Below are 23,181 nucleotides of genomic sequence, written 5' to 3'. Positions count from 1 at the left end.
TGCCTGCGAAATGGTGGTAGCGACCTTAATAGAGAGGGAGTGGAAGTTAGGGGGAGTAGCTGTGAGCTATGACGCTTCGATTTCCGCTTTGGTAGGCGGCAGGATAACGGTGTGGTGTCTGCTTGATGAGTGTCAGAACGAACGAGCAGGTCGTACTTTGGGATGGGCTGGTTGTACTAGTCGTGATTTTTTAGGTTATTAGGGTTATGGTATTATTAATCATCATAAATAACCTTCAAGGAGTATATCCATGAGCGTCCTGGTAAGTAGTCCCAGTGTCTCGACCTTGGTGGGTACGCCCAAAGAGGTTAAGGCTCGCTTGGGCCGTTCGCAGGCCGAGCAGGTGCTGGTGCTGGCTTTCGATCACATCAAGCCCGCCGCTTTCAAGGCTTTGGCCGAGAACTTCACCAATGTGGTCTCGTCCATGTTCGAGGTCTTGCAGGAGCGGCAGGACAAGGAGTCGCTGGAGCGTCTGGCTGAAGTGCTGGTGCCCCGCACGCCACCATCGCCCCGTCTGCTGAAAGAAGCCGCCATGCTGGTTCAGGCCCGCACCGCGGTGTTGGAAAGCGGGGATTGGCTTAGCGCTGCTGATGTGGCGCAACTGGCGGGCTTAAGCACCCGCAACCCTAGCGCCCAGCCTAATAAGTGGAAGAAGCAGGGGCAGATTTTTGCCATCAATCATGGTGGCGCGGATTACTTTCCTGGCTATGGCCTGGACCCGGCTACCAGCTTCCGTCCTGCCAAACCATTGGCTCAGGTTCTGGAGATTCTGGCCGGGCATAAAGATAGCTGGGGCATGGCCTACTGGTTCATGTCCAGCAACAGCTTTTTGGGTGGCAAGCGGCCGCAGGACTTGTTGATGTCTGCACCGGAAAAGGTCATTGCCGCTGCTCAAGACGAAGTACAAGCCGTGGCTCATGGCTAAGCCAGCGTCGCCCGCGGCCGCTGATAAAAAGCACATTCCGCAGGAGGGGGGATCGGCAATCTCCGCTCCAGGTGGTGAGCTGCGTTTGACCTTGATGGAGTGGCCCAAAGGGCAGTTATTGCATCGCGTTCATCAAGATAAGTATTTGGCGACCCAGTTCAACCCAGGTATGCAGGGCAATGCCCGTTTCAGTCCAATTCAGGATGAGAAGGGCAGGGCCATTCCCACCTTGTACGGCGGCACCAGCCACGATTGCGCCATGATGGAAACCGTCTTTCATGACGTGCCGCACGCCGCTGGCTTTAAAAGTTATGACAAGAAAAAGCTGCTGGGGCAGGTGCATTCCACCGTGCTGCTGAATGCGCCTTTGGTTCTGGTCGATCTGGCCAGTGTCCCGCTAAGGAAACTGGGTGTGACACGCAAGCAACTGATCGACACCGAAAAAGATCAGTATCCGGCAACCCGTTTGTGGGCTGCTGCGATTTATCGGCAATGTCCGCAGGCCCAAGGCTTGTGCTGGGTGTCCCGGCAGGATGATTCGGCACGGGCCGTGATGCTCTTTGGGGATCGCATTGCCAAAAGCGCCTTGAAAGCCCAGGGCCCATCGCAGAGCTTGAGCGAAGATCCGGTCAGCTACGATGCCGTGCTGGATCTGGCCGAACGGATTGGGGTGGTGATCGTTCCAGGTAGTGCCTAAGTAATCGATATCTTCAGGCCTAACGTCTGCTTACAAGAGCGGCTCTATCCGGTACTGAGAGACGGCTCTTCACCGTACTAAACTAGCCCAGTTTTGCAGGGCATAGTCTGGGCTTTCCTTTTATGGCCTGATGTCGTCAGCAATGGTGCTTTCCATATGCTGTCATTGTTGAATCGATTGCTTTTTACTCTCCATGACCGCGATCTCACTTTCTTCCTTACAAAACCGGCGGACGCTGACTTTATGTCTGGCCGGTGCAGTGCTGGGCCTGCTTGAATGGGTGGCCTTCAGCAATCTGATGATGCCGCCCGCGCCGCGTGAGCATATCTGGGTGTCCTTGCTGTTGGCGGTGGGAATCTTTGGGGTGGCCTCTTTCACCTTGCTGATGCACATTTCTGTGCGCAAGGCCTTGCTGGTGTCCCTGGGGCTGGGAGTGGCCAGCGCGGCGCTGATCTTGCAGGCGCAAGGGGGATATGCTGAGGTCGCCCTTTTTTGGCGAGCCCCGCAGATGTGGGTGGCAATGGGGCTGCTGGCGACTATTACTCTGCCATTTCTTGCCATTCTGGTAGAGCGTCCACGCGATTGGGCTGATTACCGTCGCCTGTTCGAGCTGAGTTGGTCCATGGTGTGTTCCTGGGCCGTCGCATTGTTCTTCTGCGGCCTGGCCTGGGGCGTGTTGATGGCGTGCCATATGTTGCTCAGCTTTGTCGGCATCACCCTGTTAGGGGATGTGCTGCTGGAACCCACGGTTGCGGCTGTGGTGTCTGGTGCTTTGGTGGGAGCTGGTCTGGCGCTGGCCTCGGACTCGGATGGTGGCTATTTGTCCCCCATTCTGTTGCTGAAACTGCTGCGTTTGCTGACCCCTGTTTTGCTGGTGGTGATGGTGGTGTTCATCGTCGCCTTGCCCTGGCGTACGGGTGAGGGCTTGCCACTGGCCGCCCTGTGCGTGGCGGCGGTTCTGGGGGCGTCGACTCTGGTGTCTTCTGTTGTTGCGGACGAGGACACGAATGCCAGCGCAACCCCTTTATTGCGCGCCTCGGCCCGTTTACTGGGTTTTGTCATGCCCGTGCTGGCAGGCGTTGCCTTGTGGGCGATTTGGGCGCGGGTTGCTCAATATGGTTGGACCCCCAGTCGTGTTCTGGTCATGACAGCAGCGCTGGTGGCAGCGGGCTATGGTTTGAGTTACTTCTGGGCTGCCTGCCACCCTCAACACTGGATGGCGCGAGTACGCCGTTCGAATGTGGGGATGGCGTTGGCCCTGATAGTGCTGGCCATTATCTGGCTGCTGCGCATTGGCTCTCCCGAAGCGATTTCGGCGGCTTCGCAAGTGGCTCGGCTGGAGGCCGGTACCTTAAGCGCGGATGACTTCCCGGATACGGAAATGAGAATGTATTGGGGACTGCCAGGGCAAAAGGCCGTGGACTATGTGGTTGAGAAGAACTTGCTGGTCGGGAAGTCCGAGGATAAACCTGAAGAGGCTGTGCCGGATCAAGAGCTCGAAGTCTGGGACATCGGTGAGGACAAGGCGCGGCAGATGCTCTTGGGCTCCTTGCCCAGCTCTCCGGCTGATCATCCTTTACGTCAGTCCTTTATCGAAACCTATCCAGGTTGGGACATCGCCTATCTGGCCAAGGCTTGCGAGACTCGAACTCCGGGTAACCACGCCGGTTGCTTGCTGGTATTTGTGGATTTGTTGCCGGGCGAAGCGGGAGACGAAGCGATTGTTCTGTCGGTCAACAACCCCATGAATAATGGTGCTGTCTTTGTGCAGACTGCTAATGGGGAATGGGAGAAGGCGACCGCTTTCACGCCCGGTTTGTCGCTGGATAATATGGGCGCCGTCATTGATGGCATTCACGCCAAGGGAGCGGTCATTGAGCCCGCGCCTTTCAGTGTCTTGAAGTTGCCGGACGGCGGCTTTATAGGTGCAGCTCAGCGCCCTTGAGGGCAGGGCGCTGATAGAGCGATCAGTGGTGATGCCTTTGGTTTGAAGGCATCACGGCTGGGCCGCAAGTCGCAGAGCAGGCTTCAAGGAGGCGGCCAGCATCTGCCCGTGGTTCAAGTCGCTGAAGTTTTCGTAGCTGACGTTCAGCCCTGCATCCTGCAAATGCTTGGCCATATCCTGTGCGGACCATTGAGCCGCAGCATCATTGCTCATGGAGGTACTGCGGCGCTGCCCGCCCACCATGATGGCAATGCGCTTGTCCTTGGCTAGCGTTGTATCAAAAGCCTGAGCCGTCTTGACCAGAATCCCGTCATACCACCACAGGGAGGGATCGCCCGCCACGTAGCGCTGGTACAGATCAGGATGGGTGAACAGGGTGTGCAAGGCGAACAGGCCGCCGTAAGAGTGGCCCCACAGGGTCTGGCGGGAGCGATCAATAGGCTCGCGTTCTTCCACGGCAGGCTTGATGTGGGTTTCTATATAGTCCAGAAAAATATCTGCACCGCCGCCTGAACGGCCTCGTACTTCCACAGGCTTGCTGACGCCGTTTTCCGTAACGGGAGGCGTGTAGTCGAAGGCGCGGGCAATCACATCGTGACGCGCTTCGGTGTCGTAGCCAACGGCAACCAGGACCGGGGCAGACAAGGCGCTGATGGCTCTCAGGTCGTCCACATCAATACTGGCCATGGCGGCATTGCCATCCACCATATAAATCACCGGATGGCCGCGTGCGGGGGCGGGACGGTTGGGCGTGCCTATCTGTATTTTGTAGTGCCGCTTGCCGTCTTCCGAGGACATGATCAGCGTCTCGAAGCGGTACAGGCTTTGTTGCTGGTCCACGATGGAGGGGCCGGCTGCCTCGTTCCAGGGGCGCTGGGTTTGCTGGGCGTGGGAGGGAAGTGTGAACGCCAGGCAGAGCGTGGCGGCACTGATCAGAAAGCGGGGCAGGGAGGTCATTATCAAAGTGTAGGGCGATAAGGTAAGTTGATAATGATTATTATTACATCCCGCGGCCTCTGTAGTGACGAATCAATTTATACAGCTGGTAAGCCGCGATGCTGCTAAAGAACAAAGCGGGGACAGACCAGACTGCTCCCCCACTGATCAGGTTATTACCTTCAGGCCCATAGCAGCTTGAAGAAGCGGCTTGAATGCAGTCGCGATACTGGTAATAGCGTTCGTAAAATAGCCACCAGAAAAAGAGAGCAGCGATGGTATGGATTATAAATTTCATGCTGGTTCAGCGTACAGAGACAGGCTTGCCTGCCAGTCTATCCCGATAGCGCAGGTTTCATGACGGCAAGAGTAGAAATATAAAGCCGCCATATAATTGAGAATGTGTGCTATTCTCATATGGCCTATTTCACCCTTTCCTGCCATCCGCGCCATTAAAGAATTATTTGCGGGCCTGGCTCGGGCTGCTTGCTCCCACACTCCTATGATCAGATTTACGGTATCGGACTTTGACCGACTCGGTAGTCCGACGGGTTTTCGCTATTGCTTGCCGGATTACAACGGTCCCAAGCAGGACATGGAGCAGGTTTGTATTGCCGAAGGGCGCGTGCAGGAATACGAGGTCCGGCCCGGCATGAAGATGGTGCTTTCAGACATCATTACTCACCATCAGTACGAGGCGACCTCTTTGGCTGCGCCGCAGTTCTCGGCCATTGTCATGTTGCAGGGTCGAGCGCAGACTCAGCTCGCCAGCCAGAACACGGTCAGCATGATGGCTCAAAGTGGGGCCACCATTGCACATGCGGACGCGGTGGCCATGACAGGAACTCATCCTGCTGGGCAGCGTCTGCGTGGCTTGAACATCACTTTACATACGCCTGACAGCTTGGCTGATTCGCCCTTGGGAGAGATGCTGGCCAACGTCATGGGTTCTTCGCGGATACGATTGCAACGCTGGGCGGTGCCCCCGCATTTGTTGACCGCGATCGATCAGTTGATAGACAGCCCCTGGCAGGGCACCTTGCACAATCTGCTGCTGGAGGGGGTCAGCTTGCAAGTGCTAGCTCATGCGCTGGATGGCCTGGCCCGAGAAACAGAAAACGATTCTCCCGTCTCCGCACGTGATCGGCAATTGCTGGAGCGTGTCAGAGAGCGCCTCTACCATTCGCCTGGCGAGGACTACACCTTGGCAGATCTGGCCAAACTGGCCTGCATGAGTCCCAGCACTTTGCGGGTGAAGTTTCAGGCGGTCTATCAGTGCTCGGTATTTGGCTGGCTGCGTGAGCGCAGGCTGGAACTGGCGCGAGAGTATCTGGCGCAAGGCTGGAGCGTACAGCAGGCAGCGCACTATGTAGGCTATCGCCATGCCACCAACTTCGCCACGGCATTCCGTGAGCGCTATGGCATCTCACCCAGCGAGTTGAATTAGGCTGTCCCGTCATTGCCCAAAGCTCTTCAGGCGTTGCGCATTCCCTGACGACGATTACGTCGGTCATGCTGAAAGACCCTGCCCCTTGTGGGCTGCTTCTTTTTGTATGTGACTGTGCCGCCTTTCCTGCTTCCTCCGTATCCCTTGATGGTTTTGATGTTGGGCCTGCTGGCCTGCGTGGCACCGGCCACCATTGATGCCTATTTACCTGCATTCAGCGCTCTGGAACAGGAATTCAATGTGCCGCCACACAGCGTGCAGCAGACCCTGGGTGTGTATATGTCTGCGTATGCGGCCATGTTGCTCTTGCACGGTACCTTGTCCGATGCCTGGGGACGCAAGCCGGTGGTGCTGGTGTCCTTGCTGGTTTATGTGGCAGGTTCTGTGATGGCGGCTGTAGCGCCCAGCTTCTCGTTCTTGTTGGCGGGCCGTGTCCTGCAAGGTTTGTCCGCCGGAGCCGGTCTGGTAATCGGGCAGGCCATGGTGCGTGATTGCTATCAGGGGCAGCAGGCGCAGCGTACATTTTCTTATATCGTGCTGGTGTTCAATGTCTCGCCCGCGCTGGCGCCGATTGTGGGCGGGCAGTTGATCGCCCATCTGGGCTGGCGCTCGGTGTTCTGGATGCTGGCCGTATTGGCCGCGCTGGCGGCTTGCTTGTGTGCGCTGCGCCTGCCAGAGACCTTGCCGACGTCCAGACGTCAGCCTTTGGTCTGGTCGCAGTTGCGGGTCGAGCTATGGCTTTTGTTGCGCAATATCCCTTTTATGGGGATGAGCCTGGCTTTGAGCTTGTTGATCGGTGCGCAGGCATTTTTGATTGGTGCCGCGCCTGATTTCATTACCCATACCTTGAAGCTGCCCGAGACCGCGTTTGCGGCCTTGTTCGTGCCCTTGGTGATTGGGGCCAGCGCGGGAGCCTTGGCCTCGGCTCAGCTCTCCCGTCTTTGGGAAGCGCGCAAGCTGATTACTTGTGCCTATGGCTTGATGCTGGGGAGCTGCCTGGCCTATGTCGCCTACCTGGTACGTGCTGCAGAACCCGCATTGCTGTGGGCGGTCGGGTTGCCGGCATTCTTTGCCGCCGGGCTGGCCATGCTGTTTCCGGTGATGACCATGCAGGTCTTGGCGCAGGTTCCCGCACGCTCGGGGCTGGCGGCTTCCTTGCTGGGGTTTTGTCAGATGGCTACCTTTTCCCTGGTCAGTGGCTGGTGCGTACCTTGGGTTTACGGGCAGCCTGTGCGCATGGCGGCCGCGATGCTGTTGGCCGTAGTTGCCAGTCTTGTCGCTTGGCTTTGGCTGCAAAAGCGTGCAGATCGGGCCGTGTCATAGGCAGGACTGATGTTTGGCATAGCGTTTTTGCGTTTATGAATACATCGCTCTCAAACATGAAGATGATAATTGTTCGCATCTAAAACCTTTGCTGAGATCCACCTTCATGTCTGCCGTTTTTTCCAGCTCTGCTCGCCTGCGAGTGCGTTTGCTGACACCTCTTACTCGCTCCGCCATGCTGTTGGCGGCCGCGGGCAACCCAGCCTGGGCACAGGACAAGGCTCCTGATCAATCCCCCGTGGAGCTGTCCACAATTACGATCAAAGGCAATCGAGATCCGGGGGTGACCGAAACCAGCCAGTCCTATACCACCAAGGCCATGAGCACAGCCACGGGCTTGTCATTGTCCATTCGTGAAACACCGCAGTCGGTCAGCGTGGTGACCCGCCAGATGATGGAAGATCGCGGTATGCAGACAACGGCCGATGCCCTGCAAAGCGCCCCGGGTATTTCCGTGACGCGCAGCGATACCAACCGTTATTCCTTTTCTTCGCGTGGCTTTGGTATCGATAACTATCAGTTTGATGGCTGGACCCAGCCTGTGCTCTCGCCCTGGGCTTTTGGTGAAAGCAATCTGGACCTGGTGGTGTTTGATCGGGTTGAAGTGGTGCGCGGTGCGACAGGTTTGATGACGGGGGCGGGCAGCCCCTCGGCCTCGGTCAACTATGTACGTAAGCGTCCCTTGCGTGATTTTGCAGCATCGGGGGGCGTGGACGTAGGCAGTTGGGACTTTGCCCGTGGCTATGCCGATGTTTCCACACCCATTACCGAAGATGGCCGTATTCGCGGGCGTATTGTGGGTGCTTATGGCAAGGCCAACAGCTACACCAGTTTGCAGGACACCAAGACGCGCACCTTGTATGGCGTGATTACGGCTGATCTGATGCCGGGCATGGAGTTGACCGGTGGCGTGGCCTATCAGTCCAGCTCGAACAATGGCTTTGGCAGTGGTTTCCCGCTGTTCTATAGCGATGGTTCGCGTACAGACTTCAAGCGTTCCGTTTCCAACAATACGGACTGGTCGCGTATCGAGAATGACACCACCACAGGCTTTCTGGATTTGAGCCATCAGTTTGCCAATGACTTGAAGCTACGCCTGACTTATAACCAGTCGCACACCGATGCATCCATGAAGCAGATTTTCCGGGGCGGCTACCCGGATCGGGAAACCGGCTTGGGTACCGCTAACTCCTATTCCTATTACAAGGGGGATGTGCGTCGCAAGGCATTCAATGCCTCTTTGTCCGGCCCCTTCGAGCTGTTCGGTAAAGAGCATGAGTTCTCTGTGGGCTGGATGATGTCCCAGGACCGTGTCTCCTTCCCGCAGTATCGCGCCCTGGCACCTTTGCCGGATGCGGGCAGTTTTTATCAGCCGGGCCGCGTGCCCGAACCCGTGTGGTCAGGCGAGCCCTCCCAGGCGGATGACATGAACAACAGACAGTCTGGTGCCTATGCCGTGGGGCGTTTTGCCTTGATGGATAATCTGCGCTTGATGGTAGGTGGACGCTTGAGTAACTGGGAGACGGACCAGACCTACTTTGGTGCCAAACGCCAGTATCGCAACCGCAATGAGTTCATCCCTTATGCCGGCCTGATCTACGACTTTGACGACACCTACACGGCTTACGCCAGCTATACGGAAATCTTCAAACCGCAGAACGCCCGCAACGAACAGGGTGATCTTCTGGCTCCCATCACGGGTAAAAGCTACGAACTGGGCTTGAAGGCCGCCTGGCTGGATGGCCGCTTGAATGGGGCGGTATCCGTGTTCCAGACTCGCCAGGATAATCTGGCCGAAGCCACTGGCAATAACGTGATCGGCGCGCCGCCCAATACCCCCGCCTATCGCCCCGTGTCGGGAGCCAAGGTAGAAGGTATCGAACTGGAGCTGGGCGGGGAGTTGATGCCCGGTTGGAACTTGGCCAGCAGCTTGACGACCTTCACGGCCAAGGATGCACAAGGCAAACCCATCAACACCAGCAAGCCACGTACTTTGTTCAAGCTCTACACCACCTATCGCTTGCAGGGCGATTGGCAAGGGCTGACAGTGGGTGGTGGTATCGACTGGCAAAACCGCATGTACCAGGATGCGACCGCACCGGGCCGTAAAGTGGTCAAGGTAGAGCAGGGCAGCTATGCCATCGTCAATCTGATGGCGCGCTATGACTTCAACAAGCGCATGTCCGCCACGCTGAACGTGAATAACCTGTTCGATAAGAAGTACTACTCGCAGATCGGTTTTTATAACCAGGGCTGGTATGGGGCGCCCCAGAACGTGATGCTGTCCTTGCGGGCGCAGTATTAAGAGGGGGCAGGCAGTAAAGCCTGATGCAAAAGCCTGCTTGGTGATCACAAGCAGGCTTTTTTATTGGAAGCGGATATGTCGATTGCTGCATCTCGGACACCGAGATCTTGTAGCCCTTGAGCTACAAGAACAGCGCTATCGGTCTGCTTTGAGGCCTGCGGGCTACAAAATCAGGACACCAAAGCCAATAAATCAGTCACCCCAATATCGACACCTGCCTGATACAACAAGGTGCTGGCCTGACCGCGATGGTGAGTCTGGTGATTAAAAAAGTGCGTCACTAAAAGCGCAAAATCCTTCTCCATGCCCTGGCCCGCCATATTGCTGTAGCGTAGCGTTTGGCCCAGTTGCTCCGGTGTCAGCGTGGCGGCCCAATCAATAATGATCCGGTCCAGCTTGTGACGGTACTGATCCAGTTCCGCCAAGGTGTCGAACAACTGCTGGTCCAGTGCACGTGGCTTGGCAAATACGCCGATTTGCTCGCGCAAGGCGTGAGCATCAGGATGCTCGGCAAAGCGGTGCAGCCAGACGGTGTCCCCCACCGCAATGTGCATCATGGTCTTGAACAGCGAACCGAAGAAAGCCCCCCGTTCCTGATACAAGTCCTGCGCTGAAAGACTGGCCGCCGCATCGTAAAGACGGCGGTTCATTTGGCTGTTGTAGGATGCCATGCGGGTGGCGGTTTGGGGTGTCATGTTTTTTCCAGGCCAAGGTTCAGTACAAGGATTATTTGATTAAAAGGAAGTATGGATCAAGACGGATCTGCTTCTTCAGACTTGTGCCTCATTAATTCACTTGACCCAAATATAAGTAGTCAGCTACATTTCAGCCATGATAATTATGTGGCAGCGCGATGTTTGAACTCAAAGACCTTCCTAGCTACGACACTCTGGTAAAGATGGGCGTCGAGTACCGCAACCCGGATGTGGATGGGTTGCAGGCTTGGCTTATCTGGGCTTCGGCTACCAGTGAAATGTTGTCGGCTTTTGAGGCCAATCTTGATCGCACTTCCGGTTTGTCGCAGACACAGTTTTTTGTGCTGATTCTGCTCAAACGCAATCCGGATGGCTTGAGCATAGGCACGCTGGCAGATGGGGTGTCGGTTACGTCGCAGACGATGACTCGCATTATTGATCGCATGGAAGTTGCCGGTTTATGTGATCGGGAGCAGCACCCTCAGGATCGTCGTGCCTGGTTGGTTCGCCTGACAGAGCATGGGGCCCAGGTTTTGGGTAAAGCCTTGCCGGCTCACTATGTGTGGGTGGCTGAGCTGATGAGTCATTTCGACGCGCAAGAACGCGATGTGCTTGTGCGCTTGATGCTCAAGCTCAATCAACAAGGCATCTTGCCCAAGACAAGCGGCGGCTGATTGTCGGCCGTTTTTTTAAATAAATATGTAGCTTGCTGTATAACAGCCAGGAACATTTATCATGAAAGTATCTGCTAGTGATCCGCAAGCTGTCGGGACAGGTTTGCGTGCCTTGATGGTTGTCTGCGCTTTAGCGGTTGTTTCGCTGCTTTACCTGCCTTTGCCCATTCTTGGAGTCTTGAAGCAAAGCCATAGCATTGATGCGACGGGCATGGTGAGCAGTTTTGGGTTTGCCTACGCAGCCGGGTTTCTGATCTTTGGTCCCCTGTCCGATCGAGTGGGGCGTCGCAATGTCATGGTCGCAGGCCTGCTGGCCCTGGTGGGTGCGACGGTGGTGCTGGCCGTAGCAAGTACCTCCTGGTCCCTAATGGTCGGCCGTGTGTTACAGGGCTTGGCGGCTTCTTCTTTCCCTCCCGTAGCGATTGCCTATCTGGCAGAGCGGGGTAGCCCACGTCAAAGGGTGTGGAGTGTGGCCTGGATGAGTACGGCATTTCTTTCCGCTGGTTTGTTGGGGCAGATTTATGGCGGACTGGTCGCTGGACCTTGGGGGCTGGCGGCTGCCTTTTGGCCGCTGTGTCTTGTATTCGCCTTGACGGCCTGGTGCCTGTGGAAGAAACCCGCTGATATGCAGGCGGGCCAAGGCTTAAGCGGATTTTTCAGCAATTACAAAGCCATAGGTGGCTTGTTGGCTGATGCACGACTGCGTCGTGTTTACCTGCCTGCATTCTTCCTGCTGATGTGTTTCGTTGCTTTCTACATGACTTTGGATAGCAAGCTCGGGATGCAATTTGCGCAGTTGGGAATGTCTCCTTTGATGACACGGGCTGTGGTGGCGCCTGCTTTTTTGATGCCCCTGCTGGTGGCTGTCGTGATGCCGAAGCTAGGGCCTCAGCGAACCTTATGCTCTGGATTAGCGTGTGCCGCTGCTGGCTTGGCCTTGAGTGCATGGGCAGGGGAAGAGCACCTGATGGCTTTGCTGGGTGCCAGTTTCCTGTTTGTGGCCGGGCTGGGCATCAGCGTTCCTAGCCTGATTGCCCGAGTGGCAGCAGTCAGCGATATCTCGGTGCGGGGATTGGCCGTGTCGCTCTACACCTTTGTGCTGTTTATTGGCGCAAGTCTGGGGCCACGGCTGGCTCAACAGACTGCGGATATGACTTTGGCCAGCACCTATTTGCTGCTTGCCGGTGTATTGGCCATCTGCGCGATCTACGCCGTTTTTTCCAACTAGGAGTTCACAACGATGCGAGTTCGTCTTCCCCTTTCTGCTGTGCTTGCTGTTGCAACGTTGCAAGCTGCCTGGGCTTTTCCTGTGCAGACACAGAACAGTCTTTCTACTACGGAGAATGTCATGAGTACCACAAGCAACAATCCGGCTGCCGCCTTTGTTCCTGAGGCTTACGTTCAAGTGGCCCAGCGGGCTGTCAGCGTGGATGGTGAAGCCGTTGTATTGACTCGTTATGAGCGTGAAGATGGTCGAAATTCAGGTTTGGAAGGTGAGCACTTCAGCTCTGTAGTGTCTGAGTCCGGGCGGCTGAAGGGCTTTGCGCATATCTCTTTGGACATGGTGGATCGGCCCTTGCCCAGCGCTGAACGTAGTGAGGCGATCGCTCGTGCTTTCTTGAAGGAGCATGCCCCTGACCTGTTGCCAAAAATGGAGATTCATTGGGTCGATACCCATGATGAGCCTATCCGTGTAGAGCGGAATGGTCGTACCGAAACAGTGGCCTTGACCGGTATGAAAGTGAAGGCGCGCAACCTGGAGGATCGCCTGTGGTTCTGGGTCATTGTTGGGCCGGATGAGCAGCCCATAGTGTTCGAGCGCGACATTACTTGGATTACTTTCCCTGGCCATCGCAAGACAGAGAAGTGGCTGCATGACAGTTGGCTGAAGCAGCAAAAGACGGATTTTGCTAAGGGCACCCAAGGTGTTTAAGCTGCTTTCAGGGAGTATTTGACGCTACGTTGACAAGGCCCCGGTTCCGGTTTGGAAAGCCTTTGTGCAAGCGCAGTTTTAGCCGTTCAGGCCAAGACTGCGCGTGTTGGATTCAAGCCTTCCTCAGCTTTTATTTCATATATGGAATATCGTTTCTTACAGCTTTTTTAGCTTGATGCCTTTTTAAGCGGACAAAACTGTCCGTATAATTTCGGAATGAAAAACCGGAATTTACCTAATCGTTCTGATGCCTTGGAACGCCGGGAACTGTTGCTGGATGCGGCTAACACGGTCTTTAGCAAGTGTGGTGTCACGGCCCCTTTGGATCAGGTTGTGTCGCAGGCAGGGGTAGGACGGGCGACGCTCTATCGCAATTTCCCTGATCGGGCTGCCTTGATGGAGGCGTTGCTGATACGGGCAGCAGACCGGATTGAAGAGCGCTTCTTAAGCAAGCGCAAAGGCAATGCCCAGGACTTCAAGGTCTTGATGCAGGTGCTGGCAGGGTTCGCGCTGGAGTCGGCTCCCATGTCCGATTACTGGAAAGCGATTGATCCCAATCACCCCACCATTGTGGGGGTGCGTGCCCGTTTGGTTGATCTGGCGCGCGAACCCTTGGCAATGGGACAGGCTGCCGGGCAGTGCAACCCGGCCTTGCAGCCCACGGACATTCCCTTGTTGATTGGCATGCTGGCTGCCAGCTTGCGGGGGCGCACGGACAAGGAAAGGCTGCTGTTCGTAAAACGCTCGCTGAAGTTCTTGTGTGAAGGCGTGTTGTTGCAGGTGGACCGTAATGCTCCTGATTGGGAGCCTGAATGAGTCAGTACATCAAGCCGCATCCACATTGGGAAGACCATGAAAAGCCCTTCATGCCGGGCTCGCCATCGGCCCCTCACCACGAATCGCATATACGCGTGGCCTATGGTCTGGTCGCGATTCTAGTTGGTTTGACAGGTGGTTTGGGCAATGCCCTGGTGTCGGTGAATTTGCCCACCCTGCAAGGGGAATTGGGATTGACGCCCTCCGAGGCTGCCTGGTTGCCTGCAGCCTATGCCATGGTCAATATCACCGCCAATCTGCTGGTGTTCAAGTTCAGGCAGCAATATGGCATGCGCCTGTTTGCCGAGATAGGCCTGGGTTTGTATGCCGTTCTGGCTTTGCTTCATTTATCCATTAATAGTGCTGAATCACTGATTTTTCTGCGTGGTGCCAGCGGGTTTTCTGGTGCGGCGGCTAGCACCCTGGGCGTCTTGTACATGCTGCAAGCTTTCCCCAGACGCCTGCTAGGTAAGGCTTTGGTGCTGGGAGTGAGTATCACGCAAATGGCGACGCCCTTGGCCTGGGTGCTGTCGCCGTCCTTGATAGAGCTGGGGAATTGGCACGGCCTGTATAGCTTTGAGGCGGGCATGGCCTTGTGCTCCTTTGCGGCAGTAGTGCTGCTGAAGTTGCCCCCCGGCTATCAGATCAAGGCGTTTGAAAAACTGGACTTCCTGGCTTTTGCCTTGTTTGCTCCGGCTGCCGGTTTGCTGATCGCATTCTTGACGCAAGGCTATATCCGCTGGTGGTTCAACGACACAAGCCTGGCCTGGATGGCGATGGCGTCCTTGTTCCTGTTCACCGTCTGCTCCTTTCTGGAATATCACCGCGTCAATCCTTTGCTGAAAGTGCGGTGGTTGGCGCAGGGTTCCACCATTTACTTTGCCGTCGGGGCCATGATTTTGCGCTTCATCACGACCGAGCAGAACTACGGCATGGTCAATATGCTGCGCAGTTTGGGCATGGGCTCGGAGCAGATGCAGCCTTTGTTCTGGGTGGTGTTTGTGGGCATTGTGTGCGGCATTGTGCTCAGCGCCGTCACTTTTGGGCCCAAGACGATTCTGGTACAGGTGTTTGCCGCGATTTTGCTGATTGGCGTGTCCAGCTTCATGGATTTTGGGCGTACCAGCCTGGACCGCCCGCAGGACTTTTTCTATAGCCAGTTCGTGCTGTCCATTGGCGCGGGCATGTTCATGGGACCCTTGGTGATGATTGGCTTCAAGCAAGCCTTCAAGTATGGCCCCGACCATATCGTGACTTTTATTGTGCTGCTCAATGTCACTCAGACTTTGGGCGGATTGATGGGCACCGCGACCTTGAGCACGTTTCAGCAGCAGCGCCAGCAGCATCATTACGCGGCCATTGTCAGCCATGTGAATGTGGCTGAGCCTTTGGTGGCCAATCGTCTGAAACAGCAGCAACAGGCTGTAGGGCCAACAGTGACCGATCCGATGTTGAGGGCGGCGACGGGCACGGCTCAGTTGGCACAGATTGCCCGCCGCGAGGCCAGTGTCAGGGCGTACAACGATGTTTTTCTGTTGATTGGCATTCTGGCGACGGGCTTTTTGCTGTGGCCCGTGTTGCTGGCCGCTGGCCCCGCTATTCAGTCCAGACGAGCGCAAGCCGCTGCTGGCACTTCTTCGAATTCTTAAACCTGGTCCGTATTTATGAGTCAAGACACTTCATCTGAAAATCAGGATCGCAATAGTGAGCTTGCCGCGCCGACAGACTCGGATAACGATGGCAAGCTGGGTCCGAATACTGAACCTTCTCTGCCGCCCAAGATCATCAAACCCAGCAAACGCAGTGTCATTGCGATGGCCTTTGTATTGTTGGGAGGTTTGCTGTTGATCTTGTGGGCTTGGAACCTGGGGCCGTTCAACACCACTCGCGTCACTACCGACAACGCCTATGTACGTGGGCAGATGACGGTGCTGGCACCGCAGGTAAGCGGTTATGTGTCCGAGGTACTGGTGCAGGACTTTGAGCGAGTCCAGGCGGGCCAGCCTTTGGTGCGCATTGATGAGCGCATTTATAAAGAAAAACTGCATCAGGCGCAGGCTCAACTGGATGCGGCTTTGGCTGAGTTGGCGAATCTGGATCAAGCCCAAGCACAGAACCGCGCCAGCCTGGATGCTCGCAAGGCGGCCTTGGTGTCTGCTCAGGCTGAAGCCCGTCGCTCCGAGGCGGATCGTAATCGTGCCAGGGAATTGGCAAACAAAGGTTCGATCTCGGTGCGAGAGCGAGATCAGGCTGTAGCGACTGCCGAGCTGGGGCGCGGCAATATGCTGCAAGCTAAGGCAAACATTGCGATTGCCGAAGAAACCATCAAGTCCACCGAGGTGGCTCGGGCGACCTTGCAGGCCAAGGTGAAATCCGCTGAAGCCGCCTTGGGCTTGGCTCGCATCGATATGGATAACACCGTGGTGACCGCGCCTGCAGCCGGTCAGGTCAGCGAAGCGTCTGTGCGTCAGGGGCAGTATGTGACGGCAGGTTCGCAACTGCTGTTTCTGGTGCCGGATACCCGTTGGGTAGTGGCGAACTTCAAGGAAACGCAGACGGCGGGTATTCATGTGGGGCAGGTGGCCCGATTCACCGTTGATGGTCTGGATGGCACAGAGTTTCAAGGTCATGTAGAGCGTATTGCCCCGGCCACGGGCTCCGAGTTTTCTGTGCTGCGCGCGGATAATGCCAGTGGCAACTTCACCAAGGTTGTTCAGCGCTTGCCGGTACGCATTGCTATCGATGCGGATCAGCCCGGTATGGAGCGTTTGCGACCTGGCATGTCCGTGATTGCCAAGGTGGATATTTCCGATAAGCCTGATCAAACAAAACAGGAGCATGAACAATGATCCTGTCTGCAAGAACGTATGGCATGGCCTTGTTAAGTGCTGCGGCGCTGTTGTCCGGCTGTATGCCTGCTTACCGGGTCGCACCCGAGCAGGCGCAGGTAACCGTGCCATCCGGGTGGATAGGAGCATCCTCTGAAGGCACAGTCGTTGATTCGGCCTGGTGGAAAGCCTTTAACGATCCCGGCTTGAGTGCACTTGTAGAAGCTGCCTTGGCACGTAATAACGATATCTTGAGTGCTGCTACCCGCATCGAACAGGCAAGGGCGGCCGTGCAGCTGGCGGATTCGTCCTTGGGCCCTTCCTTGTCCTTTGACACAGGCGCGCATGCAGAGCGGGCCCTGGGGCCTGGCGGTATGGCAATCAGCCGTGCGGTACAACCTGCCGTGCAATTGAATTGGGAGCTGGATCTATGGGGGCGCTTGAGTTCGCAGGCTAAAGCGGCTGAACTCAAACTGTCTGCTACGCAGGCGGATTATGATGCCATTGCCTTGAGCGTCGCCTCCGAGACAGCACGTACCTATATTGCCTTGCTGGGTCTGGATGCACAGTTGCAGCAGGCCAAGGCCACCTCTACCTCCCGGACAGAAGCCTTGCGCCTGGCGCAGGAAAAGTTTGATGCGGGCTATATCTCCCAGCTGGAGTTGACCCAGGCCCAGTCCGAGCTGGAAGCGGTAGCGCAGCATATTCCACAGCTGGAATTGGCGATTAGCCGTCATCACAATGCTTTGCGCCTCTTGTCCGGGGAGTTGCCTGCGGCTTATGAACAGAACGCCAGTTCCACCTTGTCGGCTTTAGAGCTGCCTGCACCGGGCTCTGGCTTGCCGTCCGAGCTGCTACGCCGCCGTCCTGATATTGCGCGAGCAGAGCTCGGTTTGGCTTCCAAGGACGCGTCCATGGCCGCCAGCCGGGCTGCCTTTTTGCCGCAGGTTTCCTTGTCGGCACGGGCAGGGGCTTTGTACGTCAGCGCCTTGAGTTATGACCCGACCAAGATCTGGAGTTTGGGTGGCAGCATTCTGGCACCAATTTTTGACCGTGGTCGTTTGCAGGCGCAGTTTGATTCTGCAACAGCCCAGCGCGATGAGGCGGCCTTTGCGTACCGCGGCGTTGTTTTGACGGCCTTTTCCGAAGTGGAAAACGCCTTGGCGGGCCAGCGTCGTTTTGCGGAAGAGTTAAGTCACGTGACCGCGCGTCGGGACGTCTTGAAGCGCTCTTTGGAACACGCCCGCAATCGCTATGAGGCTGGCTATGCGTCTTATCTGGAACAACTAGATGCGCAGCGGAATCTGTACGAGGCAGAAAACCAGGTCATCGCCGTGCGGGAAAACCAGTTGCAGAATATGGTTGATCTGTACAAGGCGCTGGGCGGTGGCTGGGATTATGAAAAGGCGATGAAGCGGGAGTAACGTGAAAGGGACGGGAGGGGGGCTTTGTCAGGTGGAACATGTGTGTTCTTGGGATGCTGCCAGGGGTCTGAACCTTGGCCTGCGTTTGCAGCAGTAGCAGCAACAGAAAGGAGTAACTCCGTCAGCCTTCCTTCCTACCTGCGCCTTGCTACTGCTCCCGCAAAATCCGCCGAATTTCCAGAATTGCCTCGGGCGTCTCCTGCACACTGTGGGAGAACGGAATCACCAGCTCCGACGTCGCGCCGGGCAGATGAGAGCTTTGATAAGGCACCAGCCCATCGTCCGAATACAGCAGGTCTTTTTTGGGCGTGTCGTTGGCGATAATGCTGTGATACCGCACTTGCGTGGAGATCGGCATTTTGGAGGTAATCTGCATGAATGGATCGCTGTCGCGCAGGCTTTCCACGCCATTGGGCAGAATCAGCATCTCATCTTTGGCGGGCGTGTTGCCAACCGCCACCTGGCTAAGTTTGTTGAGTTGAGTCACCACCGTAACCGGCAAGGTAATCAGTGCTGCCGCCAAGCGTGAAATACGATTTCCCGCAAACGGTGTGCCCTTGTGAGGCGCAGCAATAAAGATCGCTGTCGTCACACCGGGCAGGGGAGAGAAGTGCACCACATTGCCAAACTCCTGATTCATTCTGGCAATGCTGACATCATCCATTTGATAACGGTCGCGGGCTGCGTCTTCCAGCAGATTGTCGGACGAGGACACCAGCAAACGTCCCAGCACACCGCCCATGCTATGGCCGATCACCACGATATTGTTTGAGGCAATGGCCTTCCTGTCCGGATCAAAATGCCGGAAGGTTTCCGTTAGAGCTTTCCGAATTTCGGCATTGTTGTAGGGCAGGGGCAGGTTGGTCGGATAGTAGACCTGCCAGATCTGATAGCGATCCCGTAATTCTTCATCGCCCAGCACCTCATTGGCGACGTTAATCCAGGCTTCCGGGCTGCTGGCCAGGCCGTGCAGCATGATGATGACGCGGCGATTCGGGTCATAGGGTTGCAGCAGGAACACATGCGGGGATTCAATACCACCGTCCCGTCCCAGGACGGTGCGCAAAGCCTGGGTCGAGAAGTCCGAGCGCGCCAGCCATAGCCCGTAGGCAGAGGTGTAATTGGCCGCCAAGGGCACTTGCACGTCTTTCAGCTTGACGCTGGTTTGCTGGTACGGATCGTAGCCAATAATGGTGGCGTCGTGAGTTTGCAGAACCTGGGACAGGGTTTCGCCGGGGAAAGTAATAATCCCCGTGACAGCCTGGAAAGGCGGTTCGCTGTAGGTGCTTTGAAAGCTGTTTGGCGTGACATCCTTTGACTCGTTCACGACCACCATCTCGGCTCCAAAACCGTCGCGCCGATAAATGCTGCGCACTCCGCGGAATGTTAATTGAGAGGCCGGAATCAGCTCATGGGGTTGAGGGGCGGTGGCATCGCGTACCTGGGACAGATCACCACGAATACGCCATTGGCCAATCGCTATGGTTTTCTGGAAGGCGTAGCTGGTGTCGTGGTACTTGGCGAACAGCAACATGGTTGCCTGCTGTACCGCGTAGTTGTAGTAGTCACGCACCTGGGTCTGGCGGTCTTCAAATGCCCGGTCTCCAGGCCTGCGATCCGTGAAGAACAGATAGGCGTAGGCATAGCGGGCGCTTTGCAGATAGGCATCGAACAGCTCGGTCGAGAAGTCTGGCCGGGCATTGCGCCGACCTTGCAAGCGCAAGGCCTCTTGCGTCCAGATCTCGGCCAAGGTGGCCATGCGCTGCTCGGTGTCCAGATTCCACAGCTCTGTCAGCCTGGAAGAGCAGTGGGGAATGTCTTTAGCGCATTGCTCGGGCGCGATAGCCAGACTGGTCAGCGTATCGCGTGCGGAGGCGCTGAGTTTATTAGTGGTAAGAATGTCGCCACGGCGTTGGGCAATGTAGTCCTCGGTGCTGACAGTGGCGATTTTGACGCCGGCGCAGCCGCTCAGCAGTATGGCCAGAACTGTGATGGCTCCAGCCTTGTATAGCCCGCTCCTATGCTTGCCAGATACAAGCCGTTTCAAGCTGGTCGCGACGGCTTGTACCGGTGCCAGGTCAAGCAGCGTGTTCCGTACAGGATTAATCAAGGCCATCACGTTCTACAGTGGGTTCGTTGACGGGTTTAGAGGAGCTTGGTACCGTGATACGGACTCAAGCAGCTGTCCAGCGGCGTCAAATCGGCAGATTTGCGGAATGTATCCGTGTGCGAAATGCGATATTAACCTAAAGGCCTGGTACTGGCAGCAGCCGGATCTGGGCTGTGCAAAGCGTGCTTAGTTTTCTTTGCTGCGGGCGCGGTAGGTGGCTGGTGTATTCAGTCTGTATGGAGGCACTGCGTTCGTAGGCGCAGCGTTCCAGGCATCGCTGCAATGTAGAGTGCTAATTCTTGGTGAGGGGCTAGTTTTAAGCGTGTGGGGTAGACCCGCATCAGAGCGGGGTGGAACTATCGGTTTGCTCTTATGGTGTTTTAGCTGCTCTAACGCTTGCTTGCAGCAGAAAAGAAAAAAGCCCAAACCGAAGTTTGGGCTTTTTGAATTTGGAGCGGGAGACGAGTCTCGAACTCGCGACCTCAACCTTGGCAAGGTTGCGCTCTACCAACTGAGCTACTCCCGCATTTTTTACTGCACTACCGACTTGTGACCAGAATTACTGGAGGCGCAAGCCGGAATCGAACCGACCTAGACGGATTTGCAATCCGCTGCATAACCACTCTGCCATTGCGCCGTGGTCGATTAAAAAGGGAAGCCTAGGCTTCCCTTAGGAATCTGGAGCGGGAGACGAGTCTCGAACTCGCGACCTCAACCTTGGCAAGGTTGCGCTCTACCAACTGAGCTACTCCCGCATTTTGCTGTGCAGATTGAATCTGTTTTCAGCGTTTTACTTATTAGCTATTGCTTATTAAGTAAAGAAAGCTAGTTTAGAGTGGCTATCTTTGTTTGTCAAGCGTTTTTGATATTTTGCCTAAGCTTTTTATCAGTACTGCCTAACGAACTAGCCTGCCTTCAAACTGCTTTTTGCTGCGAAACCGACGCTGCGCTAAACAAGAACGTAACTATAGACTGCAGCAAAGAAGCTTGTCAATAGATTCTGTAAATTTTTCCGGAAAATTGTCTGTCCGAGCTATGCTTACTGCTTTCTTTGATCGTGGGACAGGGCCGTGGACAGGCAGCGTAATGTGGATTTGAGCTCTTTTAATACCTTGGGTTTGGGCAGCCGCGCGCGCGACCTGGTGGTGTATGACAATGTTACCCAGTTGCCTGCCTTGCAAGCGCTGGTGGAGCAGGGGGAGCGTATCTTTGTGCTGGGCGGTGGCAGCAATGTGGTGCTGGCCGAGCAAGTTGATGCCCTGGTGATCAAGGTAGAAAGCAAAGGGATTGGTTTACTGCAGGAGCGGGACGATGCCTATATCGTGGAAGCGCAGGCGGGTGAATGCTGGCATGACTTTGTGCAGTATTGTTTGAATCAAGGCTGGCCCGGTCTGGAGAACCTGGCTTTGATTCCCGGTACGGTAGGTGCTGCGCCTGTACAAAATATTGGTGCTTATGGCTTGGAGCTGGAGCAGCGGGTGCACAGCGTGCTGGCCTGGAGCTTTAAAGAAGGCAAAGAGGTGGAACTGTCTGCGGCCGAGTGTGGCTTTGCTTATAGAGACAGTCGCTTCAAGCACGATCCGGCCGGGAGCTGGTTGATTCTGGCGGTGCGCTTTGCCTTACCGCGTCAGTGGACGCCGGTGCTGGAGTACCCCGATCTTAATAAGCAAGCTCATTTGGCGGGTGAGCCAGACCCGCAAAGCATTTTTGATGCAGTCTGCGAGATTCGTCGTCAAAAATTGCCTGACCCTCGTGTCTTGAGTAATGCGGGCAGTTTCTTCAAGAATCCCCTTGTGCAGACCGAGCAGCGTGATGCCTTGAAGCAGCAATGGCCCAATCTGGTTTCTTATGAAGTTGGGCAGGGCCAATGCAAACTAGCGGCGGGCTGGTTGATTGACCAGTGTGGCTGGAAAGGCAAGCGTGATGGTGCCGTGGGCGTGCACGATCGCCAGGCTTTGGTGCTGGTAAATCATGGTGGCGGAACTGCGCATGATATTGAACGCCTGGCCCAGGCGATTCGGGGTTCTGTTCGGGAACGCTTCGGCGTGGAGTTGGAACAAGAGCCCGTTATTGTCCATTAAACATCGACCGCGCCCCACCATCGCAGAGTTTGTGCCAGATGGTGGCGCACGGCTTCCATGGCCGCTTCGGGGTTTCCTGCCTGTAGCGTATCCAGAATCTGTAAATGCTCCTTCATGGCGGGCACGATGCGCTCGGGTAATGGGCGGCGCGAGTGCTGCAGCACATTGATGCGATCACAGTTCTCTTCGTAGATCGTCATGGCCGAGCGGTTCTGTAGTGCTTGAGCCAGATAGCGATGCAAGGCCCAGTCCACTTCCATGGCCTGAATCTGCAAAGCGGTGGTAACAAGGCCGCTTTGTGCCTGCTCCAGAATCTTCTCGTGTTTGTCCCGCAAGCTCTCCAATGCGGGCTGCTTCGCACAGCTAGCCAGTATCCTGGCCCCCTCCTGATCAAAGACACAGCGCAGCTGAAAGCATTCCCGTAGCGCTTCCGTGGTTGCCTCCAGAACCAGCACTCCCCGCTTGGGCAGGATGGACACCAGCCCGGCAGCCGCCGCGCGCTTGACCGCTTCACGCACTGGGGCCAGAGGGAAGTCGCTTAATTTCATCAGCTCCGCCATCGACACCATCTGCCCCGCGCGAACCTGCCCTGTAGCCAATAAATGACGAAATGCCTGAAACGCCTGGGTGGCCAGCAAAGTGTCATCAGAGGAGGAGGGAATACTCATTTGGCGTCTCCGGTTTGCGCGCGTCGGGTTTCGTATTTGATTTTAGTTATGTTTGGCATTTCAAATTATATATATTTTGAAATGCCAGACGGGATTTTAGCTTGCGGACTTATTCTTGAATAAACAGCGCTTTGCGCAGATTTATGGCGTATAAAAATAGGGGTTTTGATATCGAGTTTGGCTTGCTCAAACCCTTGCTTTGAGTAGCGGTTTATCTGCTTGTGGCGGGCTTGAGCAACTGGGGAGGGGCGCGTTCAGTTCGTTTTGTTTCTGAGCGGCAATGGGAATTGAGTTTGGCCATTCATAAGCTGGAAACCCGTGTCAGCGACCTAGGCTGACACGGTTTTTTATTGAGCGTTAAGTTAACTTATCAT

18 protein-coding genes and 3 tRNA genes are annotated in these 23,181 nt (G+C 55.9%); 14 read left to right on the top strand and 7 right to left on the bottom strand.

What is annotated here, in order from left to right; all coding sequences use genetic code 11:
- Positions 1-250: 250 nt before the first annotated feature.
- From OSH04_RS04780 to OSH04_RS04770, 3 genes are all read left to right on the top strand, one after another.
- Positions 251-925 carry a hypothetical protein gene (locus OSH04_RS04780; RefSeq protein ID WP_266108024.1) on the top strand — a complete coding sequence of 225 codons (675 nt, stop codon included), beginning with the start codon at positions 251-253 and terminating at the stop codon, positions 923-925.
- Complete coding sequence (locus OSH04_RS04775) at positions 918-1,622, top strand: RES family NAD+ phosphorylase (protein ID WP_266108023.1); 705 nt, start codon at positions 918-920, stop codon at positions 1,620-1,622. The genes OSH04_RS04780 and OSH04_RS04775 overlap by 8 nt, the downstream gene beginning before the upstream one ends.
- A 193-nt stretch (positions 1,623-1,815) precedes the next feature.
- Complete coding sequence (locus OSH04_RS04770) at positions 1,816-3,567, top strand: DUF4153 domain-containing protein (RefSeq protein WP_266108022.1); 1,752 nt, start codon at positions 1,816-1,818, stop codon at positions 3,565-3,567.
- A 51-nt stretch (positions 3,568-3,618) separates the two neighbouring features.
- Here the strand turns inward: OSH04_RS04770 and OSH04_RS04765 are convergent, their stop codons facing one another.
- Entirely contained in the window at positions 3,619-4,524 is a 906-nt protein-coding gene (locus OSH04_RS04765) for an alpha/beta hydrolase (protein WP_266108021.1), read from the bottom strand.
- A gap of 481 nt (positions 4,525-5,005) precedes the next feature.
- Between OSH04_RS04765 and OSH04_RS04760 the strand changes: the two genes are divergently transcribed.
- The 3 genes from OSH04_RS04760 to fauA all read left to right on the top strand — a co-directional run bounded on the left by OSH04_RS04760 (position 5,006) and on the right by fauA (position 9,578).
- Entirely contained in the window at positions 5,006-5,950 is a 945-nt protein-coding gene (locus OSH04_RS04760) for a helix-turn-helix transcriptional regulator (RefSeq protein WP_266108020.1), read from the top strand.
- A gap of 147 nt (positions 5,951-6,097) precedes the next feature.
- Positions 6,098-7,273 (top strand): Bcr/CflA family efflux MFS transporter, encoded by a 1,176-nt coding sequence (locus OSH04_RS04755; RefSeq protein WP_266108019.1) that lies wholly within the window; start codon positions 6,098-6,100, stop codon positions 7,271-7,273.
- A 106-nt stretch (positions 7,274-7,379) separates the two neighbouring features.
- Positions 7,380-9,578: a TonB-dependent alcaligin siderophore receptor FauA gene (fauA, locus tag OSH04_RS04750; protein ID WP_266108018.1), complete on the top strand. Its 2,199-nt coding sequence runs from the start codon at positions 7,380-7,382 to the stop codon at positions 9,576-9,578.
- 170 nt (positions 9,579-9,748) lie between these two features.
- Here the strand turns inward: fauA and OSH04_RS04745 are convergent, their stop codons facing one another.
- The gene (locus tag OSH04_RS04745; RefSeq protein WP_266108017.1) at positions 9,749-10,273 is read right to left on the bottom strand and encodes a DinB family protein; all 525 of its coding nucleotides are present in this window, start codon (positions 10,271-10,273) and stop codon (positions 9,749-9,751) included.
- Between the two features lie 158 nt (positions 10,274-10,431).
- Here OSH04_RS04745 and OSH04_RS04740 point away from each other — a divergent pair, with 158 nt between their 5' ends.
- From OSH04_RS04740 to OSH04_RS04710, 7 genes are all read left to right on the top strand, one after another.
- On the top strand, positions 10,432-10,947 hold the full coding sequence (locus tag OSH04_RS04740) for a MarR family winged helix-turn-helix transcriptional regulator (protein WP_060186383.1): 516 nt from the start codon (positions 10,432-10,434) through the stop codon (positions 10,945-10,947).
- Positions 10,948-11,008: 61 nt separating this feature from the next.
- The gene (locus tag OSH04_RS04735; RefSeq protein ID WP_266108016.1) at positions 11,009-12,175 is read left to right on the top strand and encodes an MFS transporter; all 1,167 of its coding nucleotides are present in this window, start codon (positions 11,009-11,011) and stop codon (positions 12,173-12,175) included.
- Between the two features lie 120 nt (positions 12,176-12,295).
- Positions 12,296-12,880, top strand: a complete 585-nt coding sequence (locus OSH04_RS04730; protein WP_266108015.1) for a hypothetical protein — start codon at positions 12,296-12,298, stop codon at positions 12,878-12,880.
- 216 nt (positions 12,881-13,096) lie between these two features.
- Positions 13,097-13,696 (top strand): TetR/AcrR family transcriptional regulator, encoded by a 600-nt coding sequence (locus tag OSH04_RS04725; protein ID WP_009459745.1) that lies wholly within the window; start codon positions 13,097-13,099, stop codon positions 13,694-13,696.
- A complete protein-coding gene (locus OSH04_RS04720; protein ID WP_045930294.1) occupies positions 13,693-15,345 on the top strand; it encodes an MFS transporter in 1,653 nt (550 codons plus the stop codon). Before OSH04_RS04725 ends, OSH04_RS04720 begins: the two co-directional genes overlap by 4 nt.
- 15 nt (positions 15,346-15,360) lie before the next feature.
- Positions 15,361-16,545 (top strand): HlyD family secretion protein, encoded by a 1,185-nt coding sequence (locus OSH04_RS04715; RefSeq protein WP_266108014.1) that lies wholly within the window; start codon positions 15,361-15,363, stop codon positions 16,543-16,545.
- Positions 16,542-17,948 (top strand): efflux transporter outer membrane subunit, encoded by a 1,407-nt coding sequence (locus OSH04_RS04710; protein ID WP_266108013.1) that lies wholly within the window; start codon positions 16,542-16,544, stop codon positions 17,946-17,948. Before OSH04_RS04715 ends, OSH04_RS04710 begins: the two co-directional genes overlap by 4 nt.
- A gap of 148 nt (positions 17,949-18,096) precedes the next feature.
- Here OSH04_RS04710 and OSH04_RS04705 read toward each other — a convergent pair whose 3' ends face one another.
- The 4 genes from OSH04_RS04705 to OSH04_RS04690 form a co-directional block, all read right to left on the bottom strand.
- Positions 18,097-20,064, bottom strand: a complete 1,968-nt coding sequence (locus tag OSH04_RS04705; RefSeq protein ID WP_266108011.1) for an esterase/lipase family protein — start codon at positions 20,062-20,064, stop codon at positions 18,097-18,099.
- A gap of 444 nt (positions 20,065-20,508) precedes the next feature.
- Positions 20,509-20,584 (bottom strand) — tRNA-Gly (locus tag OSH04_RS04700).
- A 37-nt stretch (positions 20,585-20,621) separates the two neighbouring features.
- Positions 20,622-20,695: transfer RNA gene (locus tag OSH04_RS04695), tRNA-Cys, on the bottom strand.
- 42 nt (positions 20,696-20,737) lie between these two features.
- A tRNA-Gly gene (locus tag OSH04_RS04690) sits at positions 20,738-20,813 on the bottom strand.
- 315 nt (positions 20,814-21,128) lie between these two features.
- On the opposite strand from OSH04_RS04690, the gene murB reads away from it, so the two are divergent.
- Positions 21,129-22,139 carry a UDP-N-acetylmuramate dehydrogenase gene (gene murB, locus OSH04_RS04685; protein WP_266108010.1) on the top strand — a complete coding sequence of 337 codons (1,011 nt, stop codon included), beginning with the start codon at positions 21,129-21,131 and terminating at the stop codon, positions 22,137-22,139.
- Here murB and OSH04_RS04680 read toward each other — a convergent pair.
- Positions 22,136-22,807 carry a GntR family transcriptional regulator gene (locus OSH04_RS04680; RefSeq protein WP_009459563.1) on the bottom strand — a complete coding sequence of 224 codons (672 nt, stop codon included), beginning with the start codon at positions 22,805-22,807 and terminating at the stop codon, positions 22,136-22,138. The two genes, murB and OSH04_RS04680, sit on opposite strands and share 4 nt — an antisense overlap.
- Positions 22,808-23,181 lie beyond the last annotated feature (374 nt).

It is taken from the genome of Alcaligenes nematophilus (assembly GCF_026344155.1).
Lineage (GTDB): Bacteria > Pseudomonadota > Gammaproteobacteria > Burkholderiales > Burkholderiaceae_B > Alcaligenes > Alcaligenes phenolicus.
The sequence above is the reverse complement of the archived record's forward strand: the minus strand, read 5'-3'. Positions and strand labels throughout refer to the sequence as shown.

Bases quoted from the DNA above. Each gene is read 5' to 3' on its own strand.
- OSH04_RS04730 (WP_266108015.1), top strand. From the start codon at position 12,296: ATGAGTACCACAAGCAACAATCCGGCTGCCGCCTTTGTTCCTGAGGCT.
- OSH04_RS04735 (WP_266108016.1), top strand. From the start codon at position 11,009: ATGAAAGTATCTGCTAGTGATCCGCAAGCTGTCGGGACAGGTTTGCGT.
- OSH04_RS04715 (WP_266108014.1), top strand. From the start codon at position 15,361: ATGAGTCAAGACACTTCATCTGAAAATCAGGATCGCAATAGTGAGCTT.
- OSH04_RS04740 (WP_060186383.1), top strand. From the start codon at position 10,432: ATGTTTGAACTCAAAGACCTTCCTAGCTACGACACTCTGGTAAAGATG.
- OSH04_RS04755 (WP_266108019.1), top strand. From the start codon at position 6,098: ATGGTTTTGATGTTGGGCCTGCTGGCCTGCGTGGCACCGGCCACCATT.
- OSH04_RS04780 (WP_266108024.1), top strand. From the start codon at position 251: ATGAGCGTCCTGGTAAGTAGTCCCAGTGTCTCGACCTTGGTGGGTACG.
- OSH04_RS04745 (WP_266108017.1), bottom strand. From the start codon at position 10,273: ATGACACCCCAAACCGCCACCCGCATGGCATCCTACAACAGCCAAATG.
- OSH04_RS04705 (WP_266108011.1), bottom strand. From the start codon at position 20,064: ATGGCCTTGATTAATCCTGTACGGAACACGCTGCTTGACCTGGCACCG.
- OSH04_RS04725 (WP_009459745.1), top strand. From the start codon at position 13,097: ATGAAAAACCGGAATTTACCTAATCGTTCTGATGCCTTGGAACGCCGG.
- OSH04_RS04680 (WP_009459563.1), bottom strand. From the start codon at position 22,807: ATGAGTATTCCCTCCTCCTCTGATGACACTTTGCTGGCCACCCAGGCG.
- OSH04_RS04775 (WP_266108023.1), top strand. From the start codon at position 918: ATGGCTAAGCCAGCGTCGCCCGCGGCCGCTGATAAAAAGCACATTCCG.
- OSH04_RS04760 (WP_266108020.1), top strand. From the start codon at position 5,006: ATGATCAGATTTACGGTATCGGACTTTGACCGACTCGGTAGTCCGACG.
- OSH04_RS04770 (WP_266108022.1), top strand. From the start codon at position 1,816: ATGACCGCGATCTCACTTTCTTCCTTACAAAACCGGCGGACGCTGACT.
- OSH04_RS04765 (WP_266108021.1), bottom strand. From the start codon at position 4,524: ATGACCTCCCTGCCCCGCTTTCTGATCAGTGCCGCCACGCTCTGCCTG.
- fauA (WP_266108018.1), top strand. From the start codon at position 7,380: ATGTCTGCCGTTTTTTCCAGCTCTGCTCGCCTGCGAGTGCGTTTGCTG.
- OSH04_RS04720 (WP_045930294.1), top strand. From the start codon at position 13,693: ATGAGTCAGTACATCAAGCCGCATCCACATTGGGAAGACCATGAAAAG.
- OSH04_RS04710 (WP_266108013.1), top strand. From the start codon at position 16,542: ATGATCCTGTCTGCAAGAACGTATGGCATGGCCTTGTTAAGTGCTGCG.